This window comes from Streptomyces sp. NPDC048604, from assembly GCF_043199435.1.
Classification (GTDB): Bacteria; Actinomycetota; Actinomycetes; order Streptomycetales; family Streptomycetaceae; genus Streptomyces.
The window spans coordinates 138,908-156,299 of sequence record NZ_JBICVX010000001.1 but is presented as its reverse complement, the minus strand read 5'-3'; the positions used below and the strand labels follow the sequence as shown (position 1 = coordinate 156,299).

Genomic DNA, 17,392 nt, shown 5'->3' with positions numbered 1-17,392 from the left:
CACCCCATGGGTGTTGTCATCGAGACCCTGACCGGCAAGATCGAAGGCACAGCGGAGAACGGGCTGTCGGTCTTCAAGGGCATCCCGTACGCCCTCCCGCCGGCCGGCCCCCTGAGATTCCAGGCGCCGGCCCCGGTCCCCGCGTGGGACGGCGTCCGCCCCGCGACGTCCTTCAGCGCCGCGCCCCCACAGCTGCCGCTGCTTCCCGGAATGCCCTCGGCCTGGCGACCGGAAGACGGCCTGGACTGCCTCAGCGTGAACGTGTGGACCCCCGGGGGCGCGGGTGACCGGCTTCCGGTCATGGTGTGGATCTACGGCGGAGGGTGGAAGACCGGCTACTCCGCGGATCCCGGCTACGACGGCGAGGTAATCGCCCAGGGTGGCGTGGTCATGGTGACCTTCAACTACCGCGTCGGCTTCGAAGGATTCGGATTCGTGCCGGGCGCGCCCGCCAACCGGGGCTTCCTCGACCAGGCCGCGGCGCTCACGTGGGTGCACGAGAACATCGCGGCCTTCGGCGGCGACCCGGACAAGGTCACGGTCTTCGGTGAGTCCGGCGGAGGGGCGTCCGTCGCCGCCCTCCTGTCCGCCCCCGCCGCGCGCGGTCTGTTCCGCCGCGCCATCGTCCAGAGCATGGCCGGGCGCTTCCTGCCCGAGGAGGAAGCCCGGCGGATCGCCGTGATGATGGGGGAAGCGGTCGGCGTGGGCCTCGACGGTCTGGCTTCCGTGTCACCTGAGGCGTTGCTGGCGGTACAGGACGTGGCCCTGCCCGCGATGCGAGCGGAGCCGGCGAACTGGACGACTCCCGAGGCGATCACCGCGTTCTCGCCCGTCATCGACGGCGTCACCGTGGTCGACAAGCCGTGGCTGGCCCTCCGTTCCGGGTGCGCACGTGACGTCGACCTCATCTCCGGGTACACGCATGACGAGTTCACTCTGTTCGCCATGGAGCGCGGCCTCGTCAAGATGAAACTCGGCGCGATGGTCAAGGCCGTGCCCATGATGCTCGCGGCGGCACGCGCGGGATTCCGCGAGCGTGCATCGCGCAAGCCGGCGCAGCCCTCGGCGAGGATTCGCGACCTCGACCTCGCGGTCGTCACCGAGGGGTTGGGGATCGGCCGTCAGGCAGCAGCCGAGTACCGAGCCGCCCACCCGGGCCTCACCGACGCCCAGCTGTACGTCACGATGTTCTCGGACGCGTTGTTCCGGATGCCCGCGACGTGGCTGGCCGAGGCACACGCCGCAGCGGGCGGACGAGCGTGGCTGTACGACTTCACGTGGAGCAGTCCGGCGTTCGGCGGGGTGCTCGGCGCCTGTCACACCATGGACATCCCCGCGACCTTCGGCCACACGCGGGGGCCTCTGTCAGGCTTCCTGTTCGGCGGCAAGGCCCCGTCCCAGGACTTCACGCACCTCTCGGAACAGCTCCGTGCCTCCTGGATCTCCTTCGCCGACTCGGGGGATCCCGGCTGGGCCCCCTTCACGACGCAGCAGCCGACGACTCGCCTCTGGGACGTCGAGCCGTCGGTCGTCGAGGACCCGCTCTCGGCATCCCGCAGAATCTGGCACGAGGAGTCCGGTCTCTGACGATGCGGGGAGCGATTCCCGGACCGGATCACGCCGGCGGAACAGGGCACCCTGTTCCGCCGGCTCCTGGCGGAGACGAACCCTAGGCGGGGCCTTCTGTCAGGCCGGTGACCTGTTGGACGTGCAGCAGGCTCGGTGGGGCGAGCACGTCATGAAGCTGCTGGAAGATCCGGCGCGCGGCGACCGCGTTCCAGTCGGCGGGCAGGAGCTCGCTGGGCAGGCCGGGGTCGAGGTAGGGCAGTCGGCGCCACTGGGTGAGCATCGGGACGTAGTGCCGGAATGCCTCGCCGCCGTCGATGTCGCGCGGGTGCGGGAGGCCGGCGGCGATGGGTCCGTACGTCTGGGTGAACGTGGCGTACTGCGCCTGGATCGCCGGGAAGTCCCACCACGAACTCACCGTCTCGGGCAGGTCGCTGAAGGCGGCGTAGTCCGCGGCGAACAGATGCACGTAGTCGCTGAGCCCGCGCCGGACCAGCATCTCGCGGGCGTCGCCGAGGAGCCGGCCGGGTGCGAGCCACACACCCGGGGCGATGTTCCCGAACCCCAGCCAGGTCAGCCGGGTGCGCAGCTGGTAGCGGTACGAGCGCTCGGTCTCCGGTACGGAGAAGACGGCCATCGCCCAGCCGTCGCTCAGCTTCGCCGGCTCCAGGCTGCCGAAGATCCGCCGGTCTCCCTCGTCGAAGACGGGCTGTGCGGCCTCGCTCAGCCGGTAGCCCGTGGCGCCGCGGCGTTCCGGTTCGAGGACGCCCTTCTTCTTGAGCCGGGAGATCGCCGAGCGCGCCGCCGGGCCGTCGACGTCCAGTTCGGACATCAGGGCGATCAGGTCGGCGACCGAGATCCAGCCGCCGAGGCGGCGGAGGAACGCCCCGTAGACCGTGTTGATCAATGAGCTGGGCCTGAGGGGACTGTCCGCCATGATCGCCTTCCGTCGTATGCGGTCGCGATCCTACCGAGCCGGGCGGACGGAGCACCGTCCTGGTCCCGTTCACGGTCGGCCAGGTGTACGACGACGGGGCGGCGCGCCGTTCTCGTTCCCTGCCGCAGCGCGCCGTCAGCGCGAGCGAGGGCGACCGCTCATTCCGCGGTCGCCTCGCGCCGGGGCAGCGGCGTCTCGGCGTACGCGCCGGAGAGGAGGTGTCCCGCTCCGGGCGCGACGGCCGGCAGGTCCAGCGTGCGCAGCATCTGGTGTGCGGTGCACACCGCCGCGGAGACGACGGGCTTTCCGAGGAGTTGTTCCGCCTCCTCGACGGCTCCGAGGGAGGGCATCTGGACGCAGGCGGACAGGACGACGGCGTCCGCGTCGGCGTGCTGGAGGGCGCGGGCGATCCCGGGCAGCCGGGCGGGGTCGTGGGCGGCCACGTCCAGGTTGTCGGGGATCTCGAGCGCCGCGTAGTCGAGCACCTCGATGCCCTCGTGGGTCAGGTAGTCGACCACCGTCCGGGTCAGTGGGCGCATGTACGGGGCGACGAGCGCGATCTTCTTGGCGCCGAGGGTATGCAGGCCGTGTACGAGGGCGCCGGCGCTGGTGACGACCGGGGCGGGGGCGCCGTTCTCGACGGTGCGTGCGTGGAGGCGTTCCTCGGACGTTCGGTGGTAGCCGAGGCCCATGCTCATGATGGCGACCAGGCAGGCGTAGCCGAGGACGTCCACACGGGCGTCGGACAGTTCGGTGGCACACCGGTCGGAGTCGGCGTCCATGGCCTTGAGCTGTTCGGGCGTGACGTGGGTCATGCGCATACGGCTGGAGTGGAAGGTGAAGCGCTCCGGCGCCACGCTCTCCCGGGCGCGCAGGATGGCCGGGATCTCGGTCTCCATCGTGACGTTGGAGCTCGGCACGATCTGGCCGATGCGGTAGGTGCGGTGAGTGGTCATGGATATTGCTCCGTGGCTGCTTGTCAGCGGGCGTCGACGACGGGGTTGGCGAGGGTGCCGATGTGCTCGACGGTGGCTTCCACCGTGTCGCCCGGGACCAGGAACTCCGGCGGCACCATGCCCGCGCCCACGCCGGAGGGGGAGCCGGTGGCGATGACGTCGCCCGGTTCCAGGGTCACGCCGGAGGAGATGTCCGCGATCAGGCGGGCGATGGGGAAGAGCATGTGGCGGGTGCTCGACTTCTGCTTGGTGACGCCGTTCACGCGCAGTTCGAGGTCCAGCGCCATGGGGTCGGCGATCTCGTCGGCGGTGACGACGGCGGGGCCGAAGGGCGCGTAGGAGTCCTGGCCCTTGGAGAAGAACCACTGGCCGGAGCGGCGCTGGTCGCGTGCGCTGATGTCGTTGACGATGCTGTAGCCGAAGATGTGGTCGTACGCCTCCTCCTCGCTGACGCGGAAGGCGGTGCGGCCGATGACGACGGCCAGTTCGCACTCCCAGTCGAGCTGCTGGGTGAGGTCGCCGTTGTGCAGGATCGGCTGCCCGGGCCCGGTGACCGCGGTGGCGGGCTTGCTGAAGAGGACGGGGCGCGGGGGCAGGTCCTTGTCGGTGTCCAGGCTACGGCTGGACTCCTCGACGTGTTCCACGTAGTTGAGACCGACCCCGATGATCTTGCCGGGGCGAAGCGGGGCCTGGAGCGCCACCGCCGCGAGGTCGTGGACGGCTGCGGCCGGCCAGCCGGTCGGGTCGCCGGCGAGCAGCCGGCGCGCGGTGTCGTGGACGTCGGCGTCCGCGCGGAGGAAGGTCAGCAGGTCCTGGGGCAGCTCGGTGTCGTGGTGGGCGGCCAGGGCGGCGAGGTCGACCACCCGGTCGTCGACCTGGGCGCCGAGGCGGGCGGGGGCGTCGTCGAGGGTGAAGGTCACGAGGCGCATGACGGCTCCTTGGGGAGTATGGGAGGGAGAGCAAGGGGTCAGGAGGGTTCGGGGCGGCGGTACGGTCCGTGTTTCCGTACCGCCGCCCCGGGGCCGGGGCGATGCGGGGAAGGTTCGAATCGCCTCCGGTTCGGCGCCGCCGCGCCGGTACCGGTGTCAGGGCCGGCGGTCACGGCGCGGCGGCGGCTCAACCGGCGGGCTGGTGCCCGCCGTTGTCGGGGTACGCCTCTTCGCGGTGGAAGCCGAGGGAGCGCATGACGGGGAAGTCGTTGAACGAGAAGAGGCAGGCGTCCTCGTTCTGGTCGAGGTTCGCGTGCTCGTGCCAGGCCCATGACGGGACGCAGAAGATGTCGCCCTGCTGCCAGTCGTAGCGCTGCCCGGCGATGACCGAGTAGCCGCGGCCCTTGGCCGCGGTGTAGACGACCGATCCGGTGTGGCGGTGGGCCTGCGTGGCCTGGCCGGGCCGCAGCAGCTGCATGTGGGCGCTCATGGTGGGCATCACGGACCCGCCGGTGACGGGGTTGGTGTACTCGGCGATGACGCCGTCGTACGGGGAGCCTTCCGTGGCCTTGGCGAGGCCCAGCAGGGACTCGTAGGTCGGCTCCCAGGGGTAGGCGAGCAGGGGCGAGTAGGGGCGGGTCCACTTCTCGACGCCGTAGGGCAGCAGGTTGGCGCCGTAGGTGAGGACCGAGGAGTTGATCACCTTCCCGGGCTGCTGGTACAGCTCCGGGTGGACTTCGTAGAATCCCGCGTCCAGGGCGTTGACCAGGGGGATGTCGAGGCCGTCCTGCCAGATGACGGGGGCGTCGTCGGCCTCGTTGCCGTGCTCGTGCCAGGTGCCGTTGGGGGTGATGGCGAAGTCGCCGGGACCGACCTTCAGCTTCTGGCCGTCGACGATCGTCCAGGCGCCGGTCCCCTCGTGGACGAACCGCAGGGCGGCGGCCTGGTGGCGGTGCGCGGTCATCGCCTCCCCCGGTCCCATGATCTGCAGGCCGGTGTAGAGGAGGCCGACGGCGGCGCTCACGTCTTTGCGGCCGGGATTGACGAGCATGACGACGCGGCGTCCGGCGTCGTCGGCCTTGACCAGGTCGAGCGCCTTGCGGACCAGGGGGCGCAGGGCGTCGTAGCGCCACAGGACCGGTACGGACTTCGGCTGCGGGTACCAGGGCTCGATGTCGTTGGCGACCGTCCAGAGGGCGCCGGCCTCCAGTTCGGCGAGTTCGCCGTAGTAGGCGGTGAGTTCGGGAGTGTCGGACACGCGGGCCCGGCCCAGCCTGTCGTCGTCGTACGCGGCGGTCATGAGTCCTCCTTCGTGGCTCCGGCCGTATCTGCGGGCGGAGCCGGCATCGGCGGGGCGGTGGTTCGGCGGGCGGGGTCGGCGGTGAAGTCGACCGGCGTGCGCGGGGTGTCGTCGACGTGCAGGCGGAAGACGTCGAAGCGGTTGTAGTGGCCGACGATGTCGTGCATCTGCTTGGGCTGGATGCACCTGGCCAGGTCGATCTCGGCGTAGACGATGCCCTCGTCGTCGACGAGCGGTTCGGTCACCGGGCGGCCGTCGGGCCCGAAGATCCCCGAGAGGGCGCTGCGGGGGCGGGCGAGCATGCGGCGCACGTCCTCGTCGTCGCCGGCGACGGTGTCCACGATCTCCGGGGAGATCGTGGAGCAGGCGACGACGGAGAAGACCTTGCCCTCGAAGCTGTGGGCGGCCGTGCGGACGGCGATGGCGTCGGCCATGTCGTAGTCCTCCGGTGCGACCGGCAGCGCGATGTAGCCGGCCGCGTGCACCAACTCGCCCTGGGCGAGCAGGGTGAAGCGGGCGAGGGTGTTGGTGTTCTCGCCGCAGGCGAGCACACCGAGCGGGCCGACGGGCGTGGCATGGACCTTGAGGGAGCTGCCGTCCCCGCCGGTCCAGGTCAGCTTCTCCGCCCAGGTGGGGACGAGCTTGCGGTGCACTCCGAGAAGTCCGCCGTCCGGCCCGATGGTGAGCAGCGTGTTGTAGAGGACGCCGAGGCTGTGGGGGCTTCGTTCGTTGACGCCGATGACCACGACCACTCCGTGCCGGCGGGCCGCCGCGCGCAGCGCGTCCACGTGCGGGCCGGGGACGTCGACGGACGCCCGCCACAGGCGCTCGAACCACGGGGAGCCCTGGACTGGGTTCATCGTCCAGTTCCAGTAGGGGTACCCCGGGACGAAGACCTCGGGGAACACGATCAGCTCGGCCCCGTGGGAAGCGGCCTCCGCGATGAGGGACACGGCCTTCTCGACCGTGGCCGCCGGATCCAGGAAGACCGGCGAGGACTGCACGGCCGCCGCCGTGAAGCGAGGCAGCCTCTCCATCTGGTCCTTCATCTGTTCCTCCATGTCAGACCGCTGCCGTCGCGTGCTCGGGAAGCCACCGCTGGTGCACGGGGGCGGGCACGTCCCGAAGCAGCTGGAGGCGGGGCGGAATCCGGTCGGTGCGTGCGCCCGGCGGCCTGCCGCTGCCGGCCTCCCAGTACGCCGGCCAGGGCGCGGCCGGGCCGGCGTACCGCTGGGCGGCCGCGGCGTGGAGCGTCCACAGCGGGTCGTGGAGCTGTGCGCGGCCGACGGCGCACAGGTCGGCCCGGCCCGCCAGGATCAGGGAGTTGACGTCGTCGTAGGTGGAGATCGCGCCCACGGTGATGACGGGTACGCCGACGGTGTTGCGGATCAGATCGGCGTACGGGGTCTGGTAGCTGCGGCCGAAGCGCGGCCGCTCATGGGAGACGACCTCTCCGGTGGACACGTCGACGGCATCCGCTCCCGTCTCGGCCAGGGCGCGGCAGAGCTCGACGACCTCGGCCTCGCCGATGCCGCCGTCCGCCCAGTCGGTGGCCGAGATCCGGACGATCAGGGCCTTGGAGGCGGGCCATACCGCGCGTACCTTGCGCAGCACTTCCAGGGGGAAGCGCATCCGGTTCGTGACGCTGCCGCCGTACTCGTCCGTCCGGACGTTGGTCAGCGGCGACAGGAAGCCCGACATCAGGTGCCCGTGGCCGTACTGGAGTTCCAGTACGTCGAAACCGGCAAGGTCGGCGCGGAGGGCCGCGGCGACGAAGTCCTGCGCGATGGCGTCCATGTCCTCACGGGTCGCCTCGCGAGGGGTCGCACTCGCCGCGTCCCAGGCCAGGGCGGAGGCCGCGACGAGCGGCCACCCGTCGTCGCCGAGGGGGACACACCGGCCGCCGGCCCGCGGTGTGCCGGTCGCGGCGCGCCGTCCCGCGTGGGTGAGCTGGATGCCGAGGCGGGTGTCCGACTGCCCGCGGACGAAGTCGGTGATCCGGCGCCAGGCTGCTTCCTGCTCGTCGGTGTACAGGCCGGGGCAGCCCGGGGTGGCGCGCCCGTCGGCGCTCACGGCCGTCATGCCGGCGATGACGAGACCCGATCCACCCACGGCCTGCGTGGCGAGGTGGACGAGTTCGACGTCCCCCGGTACACCGTCCTGCGCCGAGTACAGCGCGGTCGGCGGTACGACGACGCGGTTGCGCAGGCGCACGCCGCCCAGCCGGAACGGCCGGAACATCGGGGGCGCCGAGTCGCTCGGCCGGCCGACCGCCGTGCGGCCCCGGTCCTCTTGATGCTCCTGGTGCTCTTGGTGCTCTTGGTGCTCTTGGTGCCAGGCGTCCACCGCCCCGGTGAACGCCTCGTCGCGCACCCGCAGATTGTCGTAGGTGACCCGCCGGCTGCGGGTGAGCAGGTTGAACGCGAACTGGAGCGGTTCCTGCCCGGTGTAGCGGCCGACGTTCTCGAACCATTCGAGGCTGGCCTGGGCGGCCCGCTGCGTGGACTCGACGACCGGCTTGCGCTCGGCCTCGTACGCGGCGAGGGCACGGGGCACGTCCGGGTACTCGTGGAGGCAGGCGGCCAGGGCGAGGGCGTCCTCCATGGCGAGCTTGGTGCCGGAGCCGATGGAGAAGTGCGCGGTGTGGGCGGCATCTCCGAGCAGAACGATGTTCTCGTGACGCCAGGCCCTGTTCCGCACGGTGGTGAAGCTGATCCACCGGGAGCCGTTGGGTATGAGCCGGTGGCCGTCGAGGTGTTCGGCGAGGATCTCCTCGCACAGCCGGATGCTGTCCTCGTCGTCCGCGCCGGGCGGGAGGTCGCGCGCCGCGAAGGCGTCGAATCCCGCCCGCCGCCAGGAGTCCTCGTCGATCTCGACGATGAACGTGCTGCGCGTGCCGTCGAACGGGTACGCGTGGACCTGCAGGGTTCCGAAGTCCCTCTCGGCGACGATGAAGGTGAAGGCCTCGAAGACCTTGTCGGTGGCGAGCCACATGTAGCGGCAGTGCCGCTGGTCCAGGTCCGGCCCGAACTCCTCGGCGTGGGCGCCGCGGGTCTGCGACCGTACGCCGTCGCTCGCCACCACGAGGTCGTATTCGGCGGCGAGTTCGGCCGCGGACGGGGCGGGCGTGCGGTAGCGCACGTCCACTCCCAGTGCCGCACACCGCTCCTGGAGGATCTGCAGCAGACGCTTGCGGCCCAGGGCGGCGAAACCATGGCCGCCCGAGGTGAGCACCTGCCCCCGGTAGCGCACGTCGATGTCGCTCCAGCGGGCGAACTCCGCGGACATGGCCGCGTAGACCTCCGGATCGGCCTGGGCGATGCCGTCGAGGGTCTCGTCCGAGAACACCACTCCGAAGCCGAAGGTGTCGTCGGCCGCGTTGCGCTCCCAGACGGTGATGTCCCAGTGCGGTGAGAGCTGCTTGGCCAGGGCCGCGAAGTACAGCCCGCCGGGCCCTCCGCCGATGACTGCTATGCGCACGGCGTCCTCCTAATGGTTCGAGGAACAACGTATGCCGTAATTCCTGCGATCGTCAAGAAATCTATACACATGACTGTGACCTGCTTGAACCGGCGTCTCAGCCGAAGGTTTCGGGGGCCTGTACGCCCGCCTTGGTGAAGAGCTCACGCACGTCGTCCGGCCACGGCGTGGACCCCGTTGCGCGTGAGGGGGAGTTGGCGATCGTCATCCGGCCGGTGGCCGCCGCCTCGTCGCCCTGAGCGCGGACGGTGAAGGCGTAGTGCAGCGACGTGGTGCCGACCTTGGCGATGCGCAGTTCGACGCGCACGAGGTCGCCGAACCACAGCCGCGCCCGGTAGTCGGCCTCGAAGTGCACGCGCGGCGTGCTGCCGAAGAGGTGGGCCAGGCCCAGGCGGCGCAGCAGTGCGGCCTCCGCCGCCTCCACCCAGCGCACGACCGTGGAATGGTGGTAGTGGCCGGCGGCATCGGTGTCGGGCCATTCGACGCGGCGCTCGATGACGATGCTGGGCAGGTTCGCCACTTCGGCTTCGGCGGCCCCCTCGGCACAACTGCCGACGGGCGGGGTCGCTCGGGGGGTGACAGGGGTTTCCATCAGGAGCCTTCTCTCAGCTGCCGGCCGCGTTCGCGGCGTGCCGGCGGAGCACGTTGCGCTGCAGCTTTCCGTTGTCGGTGCGCGGCAGGTCGGTCACGAACTCGACGGCGCGCGGGTACTTGTAGGGCGCGATGGCCTGCTTGACGTGGTCCTGGAGTTCCTTGACGGCGGCCTCGTCGGCGGCGACGCCGTCGACGAGCACCACGTACGCCTTGACGACCATGCCGCGCCGCTCGTCCGGGGCGCCGACGACGGCGCAGTCCGCCACGTGGGGGTGGTCGAGGAGCGCCTTCTCGACCTCCGGGCCGGCGATGTTGTAGCCGGAGGAGACGATCATGTCGTCGCTGCGCGCCACGTACCAGAAGTAGCCGTCCGCGTCCCGCCGGTAGGTGTCGCCGGTGATGTTCCAGCCGTTCCTGACGTACGTCGTCTGGCGCGGATCGTCGAGGTAGCGGCAGCCCGTCGGACCGGTGACGGCGAGCAGGCCGGGCTCCCCGTCCGCGACCGGCGCACCGGCGTCGTCGACGATCATCGCGCGGTAGCCGGGAACCGGCTTCCCGGTCGCCCCGGGCCGTATGTCGTCGTCGGCGGCGGAGATGAACACGTGAAGCATCTCGGTGGCGCCGATGCCGTCGATGATGCGCAGCCCGGTCGCCGCGTGGAAGTCCTCCGACACGTGGGCGGGCAGGGCCTCGCCGGCGGATACGCATCTGCGCAGGCCGCTGAGGCGGTCCGCGGCGCCGGCGGCCATGATCGCCCGGTACGCGGTGGGGGCGGTGAACAGGACCGTGACCCCGTGCTCGGCGACGAGGTCGGCCAGTCGCTGCGGCGACGCCTGCTCGACGAGCAGCGTCGCCGCCCCGGCGTGGAGCGGGAAGACGACCAGACCGCCGAGTCCGAACGTGAAGGCGAGCGGCGGCGTGCCGGTGAAGACGTCGTCCGGCCGGGGCTTGAGGATGTGCCGGGAGAAGGTGTCGGCGTTGGCGAGCACGTCGCGATGGAAGTGCATCGTCGCCTTGGGCTTCCCGGTCGTACCGGAGGTGAAGGCGATGAGCGCGACGTCGTCGGCGGCGGTCGGGACGTTGTCGAACGTGCCGTCCTTGGCCGCGCACCGGCGGGTCAGATCCGCCTCGCCCTCGCCGCCGTAGGCGACGACGGTCAGCCCGGGCGCGCGGACGGCTTCGACGTCGTCGAGGTACCTGTGGTCGCACAGGGCGACGAGCGGTCGGCTGATCTCGTGGAGTTGCGCGAGTTCCGCGGTCCGCAGCATCGGCATGGTGGTGACCGCGACCCCGCCCGCCTTGAGCACGCCGAACCAGGCGGCGACCAGCCAGGGGTTGTTGGGGCCGCGCAGCAGGACGCGGTTCCCGGGGACGAGCCCGAGGTCCTCGGTCAGGACCCGGGCGACCTGGTTGGCGTGGCGCAGCAGGTCGCCGTACGTCCAGCTATCGGTGGGAGTGAGGAGGCAGGGCCGGTCGGGGCCCCAGCGCGCGACGGCGTCGTCCAGCAGCCGGGCGGCGCAGTTGAGACGGTCCGGATACGTCAACTCCGGGAGGTCGAAGTGCAGTTGGGGCCAGAGACCGGAGGGAGGGAGCCGGTCACGACAGAAGGGGTCCACGTGGGCGGACGGGGAGAGCTCCATGGGGCGCACACCTCGGTTTCGGGGGCAGCGGAGGGAGTGCGGCAAGTATTTCTCTAAATTGACGATCGTCAAGTTTTCACGACATAGATTTTCATGACGGACCGTCAGGTGATGGGCATGCGAATCCGCACGACCTTGCCGGTCGAAACCCGGATCGCCGCCAGCCGACCGCCGGCCTCGTCGACCAGGAAACGCACGATCGCGAGCCCGCGGCCGCCCTCCGCGGCCGCGTCGACGCCCAGGTCAGCGCCCGGACCGGCGTCCGGGGCGACGTCCGCGCCGGCGTCCTGGGCGAAGCTCGGCAGGCGGGGGTCTCCGTCGGCCACGTCGAGCCGCAGCCGGCCGCCACAGAGGGCCACGGTGAGGCAGGTCCGGCCCGCCGGGCCGCCCGCATGCCGGACGGCGTTGGACAGGAGCTCCGTGGCGACGAGCAGCAGCACCTCGGCGCGCTCGGACGAGACACCCCAGGCCGCGAGCGTGCGACGCAGGGAGGCCCGCACCCTGGAGACCTCCGACGCCGCCGCCTTCACCGCCCACCGGGCGAGTCGACGGCTTCGAGGCGGGGGGACCGTCGCGCGGCGCGTGGGGCGCGGCGGAGTACTCACGGACGAAACGGGGACGCGCATGGGGACTCTCCATGGAGACGGGCGACGTACGCCGCGTTTCCTCGTGTAACCTCAGCGGCCACACCATCCGATGCATTCGGCGTCCGAGACGTTTACTACGTCGCGCATATTGTGTTACACGTGTAACTACCATAGGTCCGATACCGTCGAGAGCACAAGGCATTTCGGACATTCATCCGGAAACCCGAAGCCTGCGGGGTGCGGCCCGACACACTCGGCGCCGCCCGGCACGGACGTTCGCACCCACAGAAACGAGGGGAAATGACGCAAGCACCCTCCGCACCCCCGGCCGCGCAGACGGCTGCCGAGCCCGACCTCGGAGCGTGGCCCCCGCCGCCGTTCCGCGCACCCGCTCCGCCGCTGGTCGGCCAGGACGGCGTGCGCCACTTCGACGGACTGACCTACGCGATCACGCTGGGATACCGGCCTTGCCTGCTCGACGTCCATGTGCCGGCGTCCGAGCAGCCGGTGCCCGCCGTCGTGTGGATCCACGGCGGCGGCTGGCTGGAGGGCGACCGCCGCTACCCGCCGCCGACCGTGCCGGTCGAGCTGCTGCACGGCGCAGTCCTGGGCGCCGGCCTCGCTCTGATCAGCATCGACTACCGGCACGGCCTCGAGGCCCCGTTCCCGGCGCAGCTGCACGACACGAAGGCAGCCATCCGCTACGTCCGGCAGTTCGCCACCGAGCTCGGCATCGACAAGGACCGGATCGCGGTCATGGGCGAGTCGGCGGGCGGACACCTGGCCGCACTCGCCGGGCTCGTGCGCGCGGACGCCACCGAGGACGACGCTGAGCTTGAGGGCCGCGTGGGCGTCCAAGACCAGGACAGCGCCGTGCAGGCCGTCGTCAGCTGGTACCCGGCCACGGACCTCGTCGCTCTGCTCTCGCACCCGCTGCCGATGCCGCCCGCGCCCGACGGCTCCGCATACCCCAACCCGTTCAGTGCGCTGCTGGGCGGCACTCCCGAGCAGCTGCCGGAGCTCGCCCGCGTCGCCAGCCCGGTCACCTACGCGGGCGGCACGACCCCGCCTCCGTTCCTCCTGATCCACGGGACGGCGGACACCCTCCTCCCGTACAGCCAGAGCGAGGTCCTCGCCGAAGCCCTCCTGAAGGCCGGCGGAGACGTCACCCTGCGGCCGGTGGAAGGCGCCGACCACATCTTCCTCGGCACCCCCGACGTGACGCCGATCGTCGCCGAGAGCGTCGACTTCATCGCCCGCCGACTGGGCGTCTGAGCACCGCCGTCGAACACCCTGCGCGGGGTGCCGTCATGACGGCGCCCCGCGCTCCGCAATACACGCTCCGCGAGAGGTATCCCATGACCGGCACTCCGACCCCGACCCAGGTGACGCCCACTCCGGCGCCGACACCGGCGGCATCACGGCGCCGCCCCTCCCCCACCGCCCGACGCTCCGGCCCCCTCGCCCTCGGAGTCCTCTTCCTGCTGGTCACCGCCGCGCTCGCGGCCACGGTGCTCGCCCGCCCCGAGCGCCCCGTCCTCCAACCCCTCGACGACACCTGGCTGCGCTGGATGGGAGGCCCGCACGACGGGCCGTACGCGGTGGTCGCCGCCGCTCTCAACTGGTTCGGCGGGCCGCTGGGCGTAGTGGTCCCGGTGGGGCTGCTGGTCTTCCTGGCGGTCCGGAGACGCTGGCCGTCTCTCCTCTGCGTGCTGACGGCCTACCTGGTGGGGAACTTCCTCGTCGTCCAGGCCCTGAAGTTCGGGGTGGACCGGCCGCGCCCCGTCGACCCCCTGGTCCGGGTGGACCACGGTTCGTTCCCGTCGGGGCACGTCGCCGGAACGGCCCTCCTCGTCGTGATCGCCGTCGCCCTGCTCGTGCCCGCGGGCCGACGGCGCGGCTGGTGGGCGGCCGGCGCGGCCCTCACGCTGGCGATGATGTGGAGCCGCACCTGGCTGCACGCACACTGGCTGAGCGACACCCTGGCCGGCGCCACGACGGGAGCCGGAATGGCCCTCGTGCTGTGGTGGGCCTTCACTCCGCTGCTGAACCGGGAAGGGTCCGCCCGCGGCCGGGACGCTCAGGCGGACTGACGGCTCACAGAGGCTTACGGCTCAGGAGAATGCCTGCTCACGAGACTGCCGGCTCACGAGGACTGACGGTGCACCAGGACCGGCTCCATGCCCCGCACCTGCGGCGATGTGCCGCGGTCCACCAGCTCGTGCAGGGCGTCGGCGACCTCCGCGGGCGTGGGCAGGTCCAGCCGTACGGACGTCAACGGCGGCTGCTGCAGGGCCGACAGGACCAGGTCGTCGCAGCCGACGACGGCGACGTCCTCCGGAACGGACACGCCCTCGTTGCGCAAGGCATGGAGCAGCAGTGCGGCGTACTCGTCGTTGTAGGCGAACACACCGTCCAGGCCCAGCTCGCGCCAGCGCCCGGCGAGTTCGGCGGCGGATTCGTGGGTGTAGGACAGGTCCACGGGGGTCACCGTCGCCGTGCTGCGGGCGGCGACGCCCTCGGCGCCCGCGAGGCGCGGCCGGGCGAAGGTTCCCAGGCCGCGTTCCTGCGGCATGACCACGCCGATCCTCCGGCGTCCCTGCGCCACCAGGTGCTCGACGGCGAGCGCGCCGATGCGCGACTGGTCGAAGTCGACGGTGTGGGCGCCGGCCACCTCTCGGGACGCGAAGGCCAGCACGCCGCGCACCCCCGCCCGGCTGAGGACGTCCACGGCCTGCCCGGACATGCTGTCTCCGTCCAGGGCCACCACCGCCGCCGGACGGAGCTCCGCCCAGGCCCGGGCGGAGCTCACCGGGTCGGGGAACCGCCCGGCGTGCAGCACGAGGACGTACCCATGGCGTTCCAGCTCGCTCTCCAGGTCGTCGACCCAGGCGCTGACCAGGCGGCCGGCCGCCGAGACCGACGAGGGGACGAGCACGAGATTGCTGCGGCCCGCCCTGAGCGATCGGGCGGCGGCATGCGGTACGTAGCCGAGCTGCTCGGCCGCCGCCAGCACGCGGGCACGCGTGGTCTCGCTGACCCGGTGCTCCTGCGTGTTGTTGAGGACGAAGGACACCGTCGCCCGTGACACCCCCGCCAGGCGCGCCACATCGGCGCTCGTGACGGCCGCTGCCGCGGTCGGCTTCTTGCCCATGACGTCCCCTGCCTCGTCTCCTCGATCGGCCGATCGGCCACTGACCAGGTTACACGCGTTACTGCACAGGTCGGCGGGCACGTACGCGGCGGGACGTCGGCGGGCCCGTCCCCGTGGGGCGTCGGCGGGCACGGGCTTCGGCGGACGAGCACATGCCGACGGGGGCGACTGCCGCGGCTCACGCCCGGCAGCGCCCCCGTCGGCCCAGTCCGTTCAGGGCGCGAGCGGCTCCACGTCCAGCCCGTGGCCGTACGGGAAGAGCGGGTCCCGTGAGTCGTTGGGCACGTCCTCGCAGCCTTCCATGACGGCCTCCATGGAGCGGGGGAGCTCGAACGGCAGCCGGCCCTCCGCCTTCGTCCGGCCGAACAGGACGTCCAGGAGAGCGACGTCCGAGGCGCCGTAGTCGGCGACGAGGGCCGCCGCCGCGTCGGCGACCTCCGGGAGGACCGCGGGGCGGTCGAGGAAGACGTCGAAGACGGTGGGCACGGCCGCCGCGGTCTCCAGCAGCGGCCGCAGCTCCTCCGCGGTGAAGTCGAGCCGGCCGGCGCGGAAGAAGCTCTCGAAGCCCTCGGTCCGCTCGTCGTACGGCGTGTTGATCCGGATCACGGCGACGTCGGCCTCGTCCGGGCCGTCCACCACGGTGGCGTACCGCCCGGCGACCTCGGGGTCGACGCCCTGGACGTGGATCCGGATACCGGGGCGCAGGGGCAGCAGCGGCTCCGCCGCCTCGCTCGGGCGGTCCTTGAGAACCGTGATCGAGCGGCTCTGAGCCGCCAGGCCCTCCGCTGCGAAGTCGGCTCTGCCGCAGATCACTTCGGCGGCATCCGGGTCGACGTACGGATCGTCGAAGAGACCGAGGACGAACTTCTCCCGCAGGAGGCGGGCCACCGAGGCGTCGAGGCGTTCGCCGTCGACCCGGGCCGTACGGACCAGTTCCACCACGAGTTCGGGCGCGGCCTCGCCGCCGAGCTGGTCGGACCCGGCATCGAGGATGCGTTCCACGCGCGAGAGCCGGTCCAGATGTTCCACGCCCCATGCCCGGGCCGGGAAGGGGGCGCCGAAGATCCGGCTGTCCGTGACCAGGCCCCAGTCGGTGCAGACGATGCCGTCGAAGCCGTACTTCTCGCGCAGCAGGCCGGTGATGACGCCCTTGCTGAAGCCGAAGCCCACCTCTTCGTACTCGGTCCCGACCGGCATGGCGTAGTACGGCATGACCTGGGAGGTCCCCGCGGCGAAGGCGGCCTCGAAGGGGATCAGGTGGTAGTCGAAGTTGCCGCCGGGGTAGACCTGTTCGCGCCCGTAGGGGAAGTGGGCGTCGTGCCCGTCCAGCTGCGGTCCCGCCCCGGGGAAGTGCTTGGTCATCGCGGCGACGCTGTGCGTGCCGAGCGTCTCCCCCTGGAGACCGCGCACGTAGGCGGCGACCATGCGGGCGGCGACGTGGGCGTCGGAGCCGAACGTGCCCAGGATGCGGGCCCAGCGGGGCTCGGTGGCGAGGTCGGCCATGGGGTGCAGGGCCAGCCGGATGCCGACGGCGAGGTACTCGCGGCGGACGATGTCGGCGTGCCGGCGGACGAGTTCCTCGTCCCCGATCGCCGCCAGGCCGGGCGGCTCGGGCCAGAGCGAGAAGCCCTCGGTGTGCGCACTGGCCGCCGGGTTGTCGATGAAGCCGTGGCGGGGGTCGGTGGATATGGTCACCGGGATGCCCAGGCGGGTCGTCGCCGCCAGGTCCTGGAGGCGGTTGTTCCACTCGGCCATGCGGCGCGGGGCCGCGGCGCCGAAGAGGTTGAAGTGGTTCATGAGCTTGCCGATCACCATCGCCGAGGTGGAGGCCCGCATCGGATCGTCGTCCGGAGCACCGGGTTCCGGCTCCACGAGCGTGCCGTCCGGATTGATCGCGATCATGGTCTGGAACAGCAGGCCGGCCTTCTCCTCCAGGGTCATGCGGCCGACGAGGTCGGCGACCCGCTCGGCCACGGGGAGGCTCGGGTTCTCGTAGGGCTCCATCGTCCCGTTGCCGTTGAGGTCACGGAAGACGGTGCCGTCGGGGGCGGTGAGGGTGCGCGGCCGAGTCGTCGCATGAGGGGCCATCGGTGCTCTCTTCCGATTCGCGTGGAGGGGCGAGTGCTTCGCGGGGAGGGGCGCGAGTGCGAGGCAGATGGCCGGTCCCGAGCCGTCAGGAGCTCGGGACCGGCCGGGGCGCGCGCCCCCTAACGGCCCCACTGTGAGGTTACACGTGTAACAGATCTCGA

The 17,392-nt window shown here is 71.6% G+C and carries 14 protein-coding genes; 3 read left to right on the top strand and 11 right to left on the bottom strand.

The window, feature by feature from the left end:
- Nucleotides 1-6: 6 nt before the first annotated feature.
- Nucleotides 7-1,587 (top strand): carboxylesterase/lipase family protein, encoded by a 1,581-nt coding sequence (locus ACGFMM_RS00625; protein WP_393641774.1) that lies wholly within the window; start codon nucleotides 7-9, stop codon nucleotides 1,585-1,587.
- 82 nt (nucleotides 1,588-1,669) lie between these two features.
- On the opposite strand, the gene ACGFMM_RS00620 is transcribed toward ACGFMM_RS00625, so the two are convergent.
- From ACGFMM_RS00620 to ACGFMM_RS00580, 9 genes are all read right to left on the bottom strand, one after another.
- Nucleotides 1,670-2,503 (bottom strand): PaaX family transcriptional regulator C-terminal domain-containing protein, encoded by an 834-nt coding sequence (locus ACGFMM_RS00620; protein ID WP_393641772.1) that lies wholly within the window; start codon nucleotides 2,501-2,503, stop codon nucleotides 1,670-1,672.
- 158 nt (nucleotides 2,504-2,661) lie between these two features.
- Complete coding sequence (locus tag ACGFMM_RS00615; RefSeq protein ID WP_393641770.1) at nucleotides 2,662-3,459, bottom strand: Asp/Glu racemase; 798 nt, start codon at nucleotides 3,457-3,459, stop codon at nucleotides 2,662-2,664.
- Nucleotides 3,460-3,482: 23 nt separating this feature from the next.
- Nucleotides 3,483-4,388: a fumarylacetoacetate hydrolase family protein gene (locus ACGFMM_RS00610; protein WP_393641768.1), complete on the bottom strand. Its 906-nt coding sequence runs from the start codon at nucleotides 4,386-4,388 to the stop codon at nucleotides 3,483-3,485.
- A 187-nt stretch (nucleotides 4,389-4,575) separates the two neighbouring features.
- Nucleotides 4,576-5,688 (bottom strand): cupin domain-containing protein, encoded by a 1,113-nt coding sequence (locus ACGFMM_RS00605; protein ID WP_393641766.1) that lies wholly within the window; start codon nucleotides 5,686-5,688, stop codon nucleotides 4,576-4,578.
- Nucleotides 5,685-6,737 (bottom strand): carbon-nitrogen hydrolase family protein, encoded by a 1,053-nt coding sequence (locus ACGFMM_RS00600; protein ID WP_393641764.1) that lies wholly within the window; start codon nucleotides 6,735-6,737, stop codon nucleotides 5,685-5,687. Before ACGFMM_RS00600 ends, ACGFMM_RS00605 begins: the two co-directional genes overlap by 4 nt.
- Before the next feature lie 13 nt (nucleotides 6,738-6,750).
- Nucleotides 6,751-9,168, bottom strand: coding sequence for a bifunctional salicylyl-CoA 5-hydroxylase/oxidoreductase (locus ACGFMM_RS00595; protein ID WP_393641762.1), 2,418 nt, complete (start codon nucleotides 9,166-9,168; stop codon nucleotides 6,751-6,753).
- A 97-nt stretch (nucleotides 9,169-9,265) separates the two neighbouring features.
- Nucleotides 9,266-9,760, bottom strand: coding sequence for an acyl-CoA thioesterase (locus ACGFMM_RS00590; RefSeq protein WP_393641760.1), 495 nt, complete (start codon nucleotides 9,758-9,760; stop codon nucleotides 9,266-9,268).
- A 13-nt stretch (nucleotides 9,761-9,773) separates the two neighbouring features.
- Nucleotides 9,774-11,402: an AMP-binding protein gene (locus ACGFMM_RS00585; RefSeq protein WP_393641759.1), complete on the bottom strand. Its 1,629-nt coding sequence runs from the start codon at nucleotides 11,400-11,402 to the stop codon at nucleotides 9,774-9,776.
- 104 nt (nucleotides 11,403-11,506) lie between these two features.
- Nucleotides 11,507-12,028, bottom strand: coding sequence for an ATP-binding protein (locus tag ACGFMM_RS00580; RefSeq protein ID WP_393641757.1), 522 nt, complete (start codon nucleotides 12,026-12,028; stop codon nucleotides 11,507-11,509).
- Nucleotides 12,029-12,289: 261 nt separating this feature from the next.
- On the opposite strand from ACGFMM_RS00580, the gene ACGFMM_RS00575 reads away from it, so the two are divergent.
- Both ACGFMM_RS00575 and ACGFMM_RS00570 read left to right on the top strand, forming a co-directional pair.
- Nucleotides 12,290-13,264 (top strand): alpha/beta fold hydrolase, encoded by a 975-nt coding sequence (locus ACGFMM_RS00575; RefSeq protein WP_393641755.1) that lies wholly within the window; start codon nucleotides 12,290-12,292, stop codon nucleotides 13,262-13,264.
- An 83-nt stretch (nucleotides 13,265-13,347) separates the two neighbouring features.
- Complete coding sequence (locus ACGFMM_RS00570; RefSeq protein WP_393641753.1) at nucleotides 13,348-14,082, top strand: phosphatase PAP2 family protein; 735 nt, start codon at nucleotides 13,348-13,350, stop codon at nucleotides 14,080-14,082.
- A gap of 53 nt (nucleotides 14,083-14,135) precedes the next feature.
- Here the strand turns inward: ACGFMM_RS00570 and ACGFMM_RS00565 are convergent, their stop codons facing one another.
- Both ACGFMM_RS00565 and ACGFMM_RS00560 read right to left on the bottom strand, forming a co-directional pair.
- The gene (locus tag ACGFMM_RS00565) at nucleotides 14,136-15,143 is read right to left on the bottom strand and encodes a LacI family DNA-binding transcriptional regulator (protein ID WP_393641751.1); all 1,008 of its coding nucleotides are present in this window, start codon (nucleotides 15,141-15,143) and stop codon (nucleotides 14,136-14,138) included.
- 213 nt (nucleotides 15,144-15,356) lie between these two features.
- Nucleotides 15,357-17,231: a glycoside hydrolase family 3 protein gene (locus ACGFMM_RS00560; RefSeq protein ID WP_393641749.1), complete on the bottom strand. Its 1,875-nt coding sequence runs from the start codon at nucleotides 17,229-17,231 to the stop codon at nucleotides 15,357-15,359.
- Between the last annotated feature and the right edge of the window lie 161 nt (nucleotides 17,232-17,392).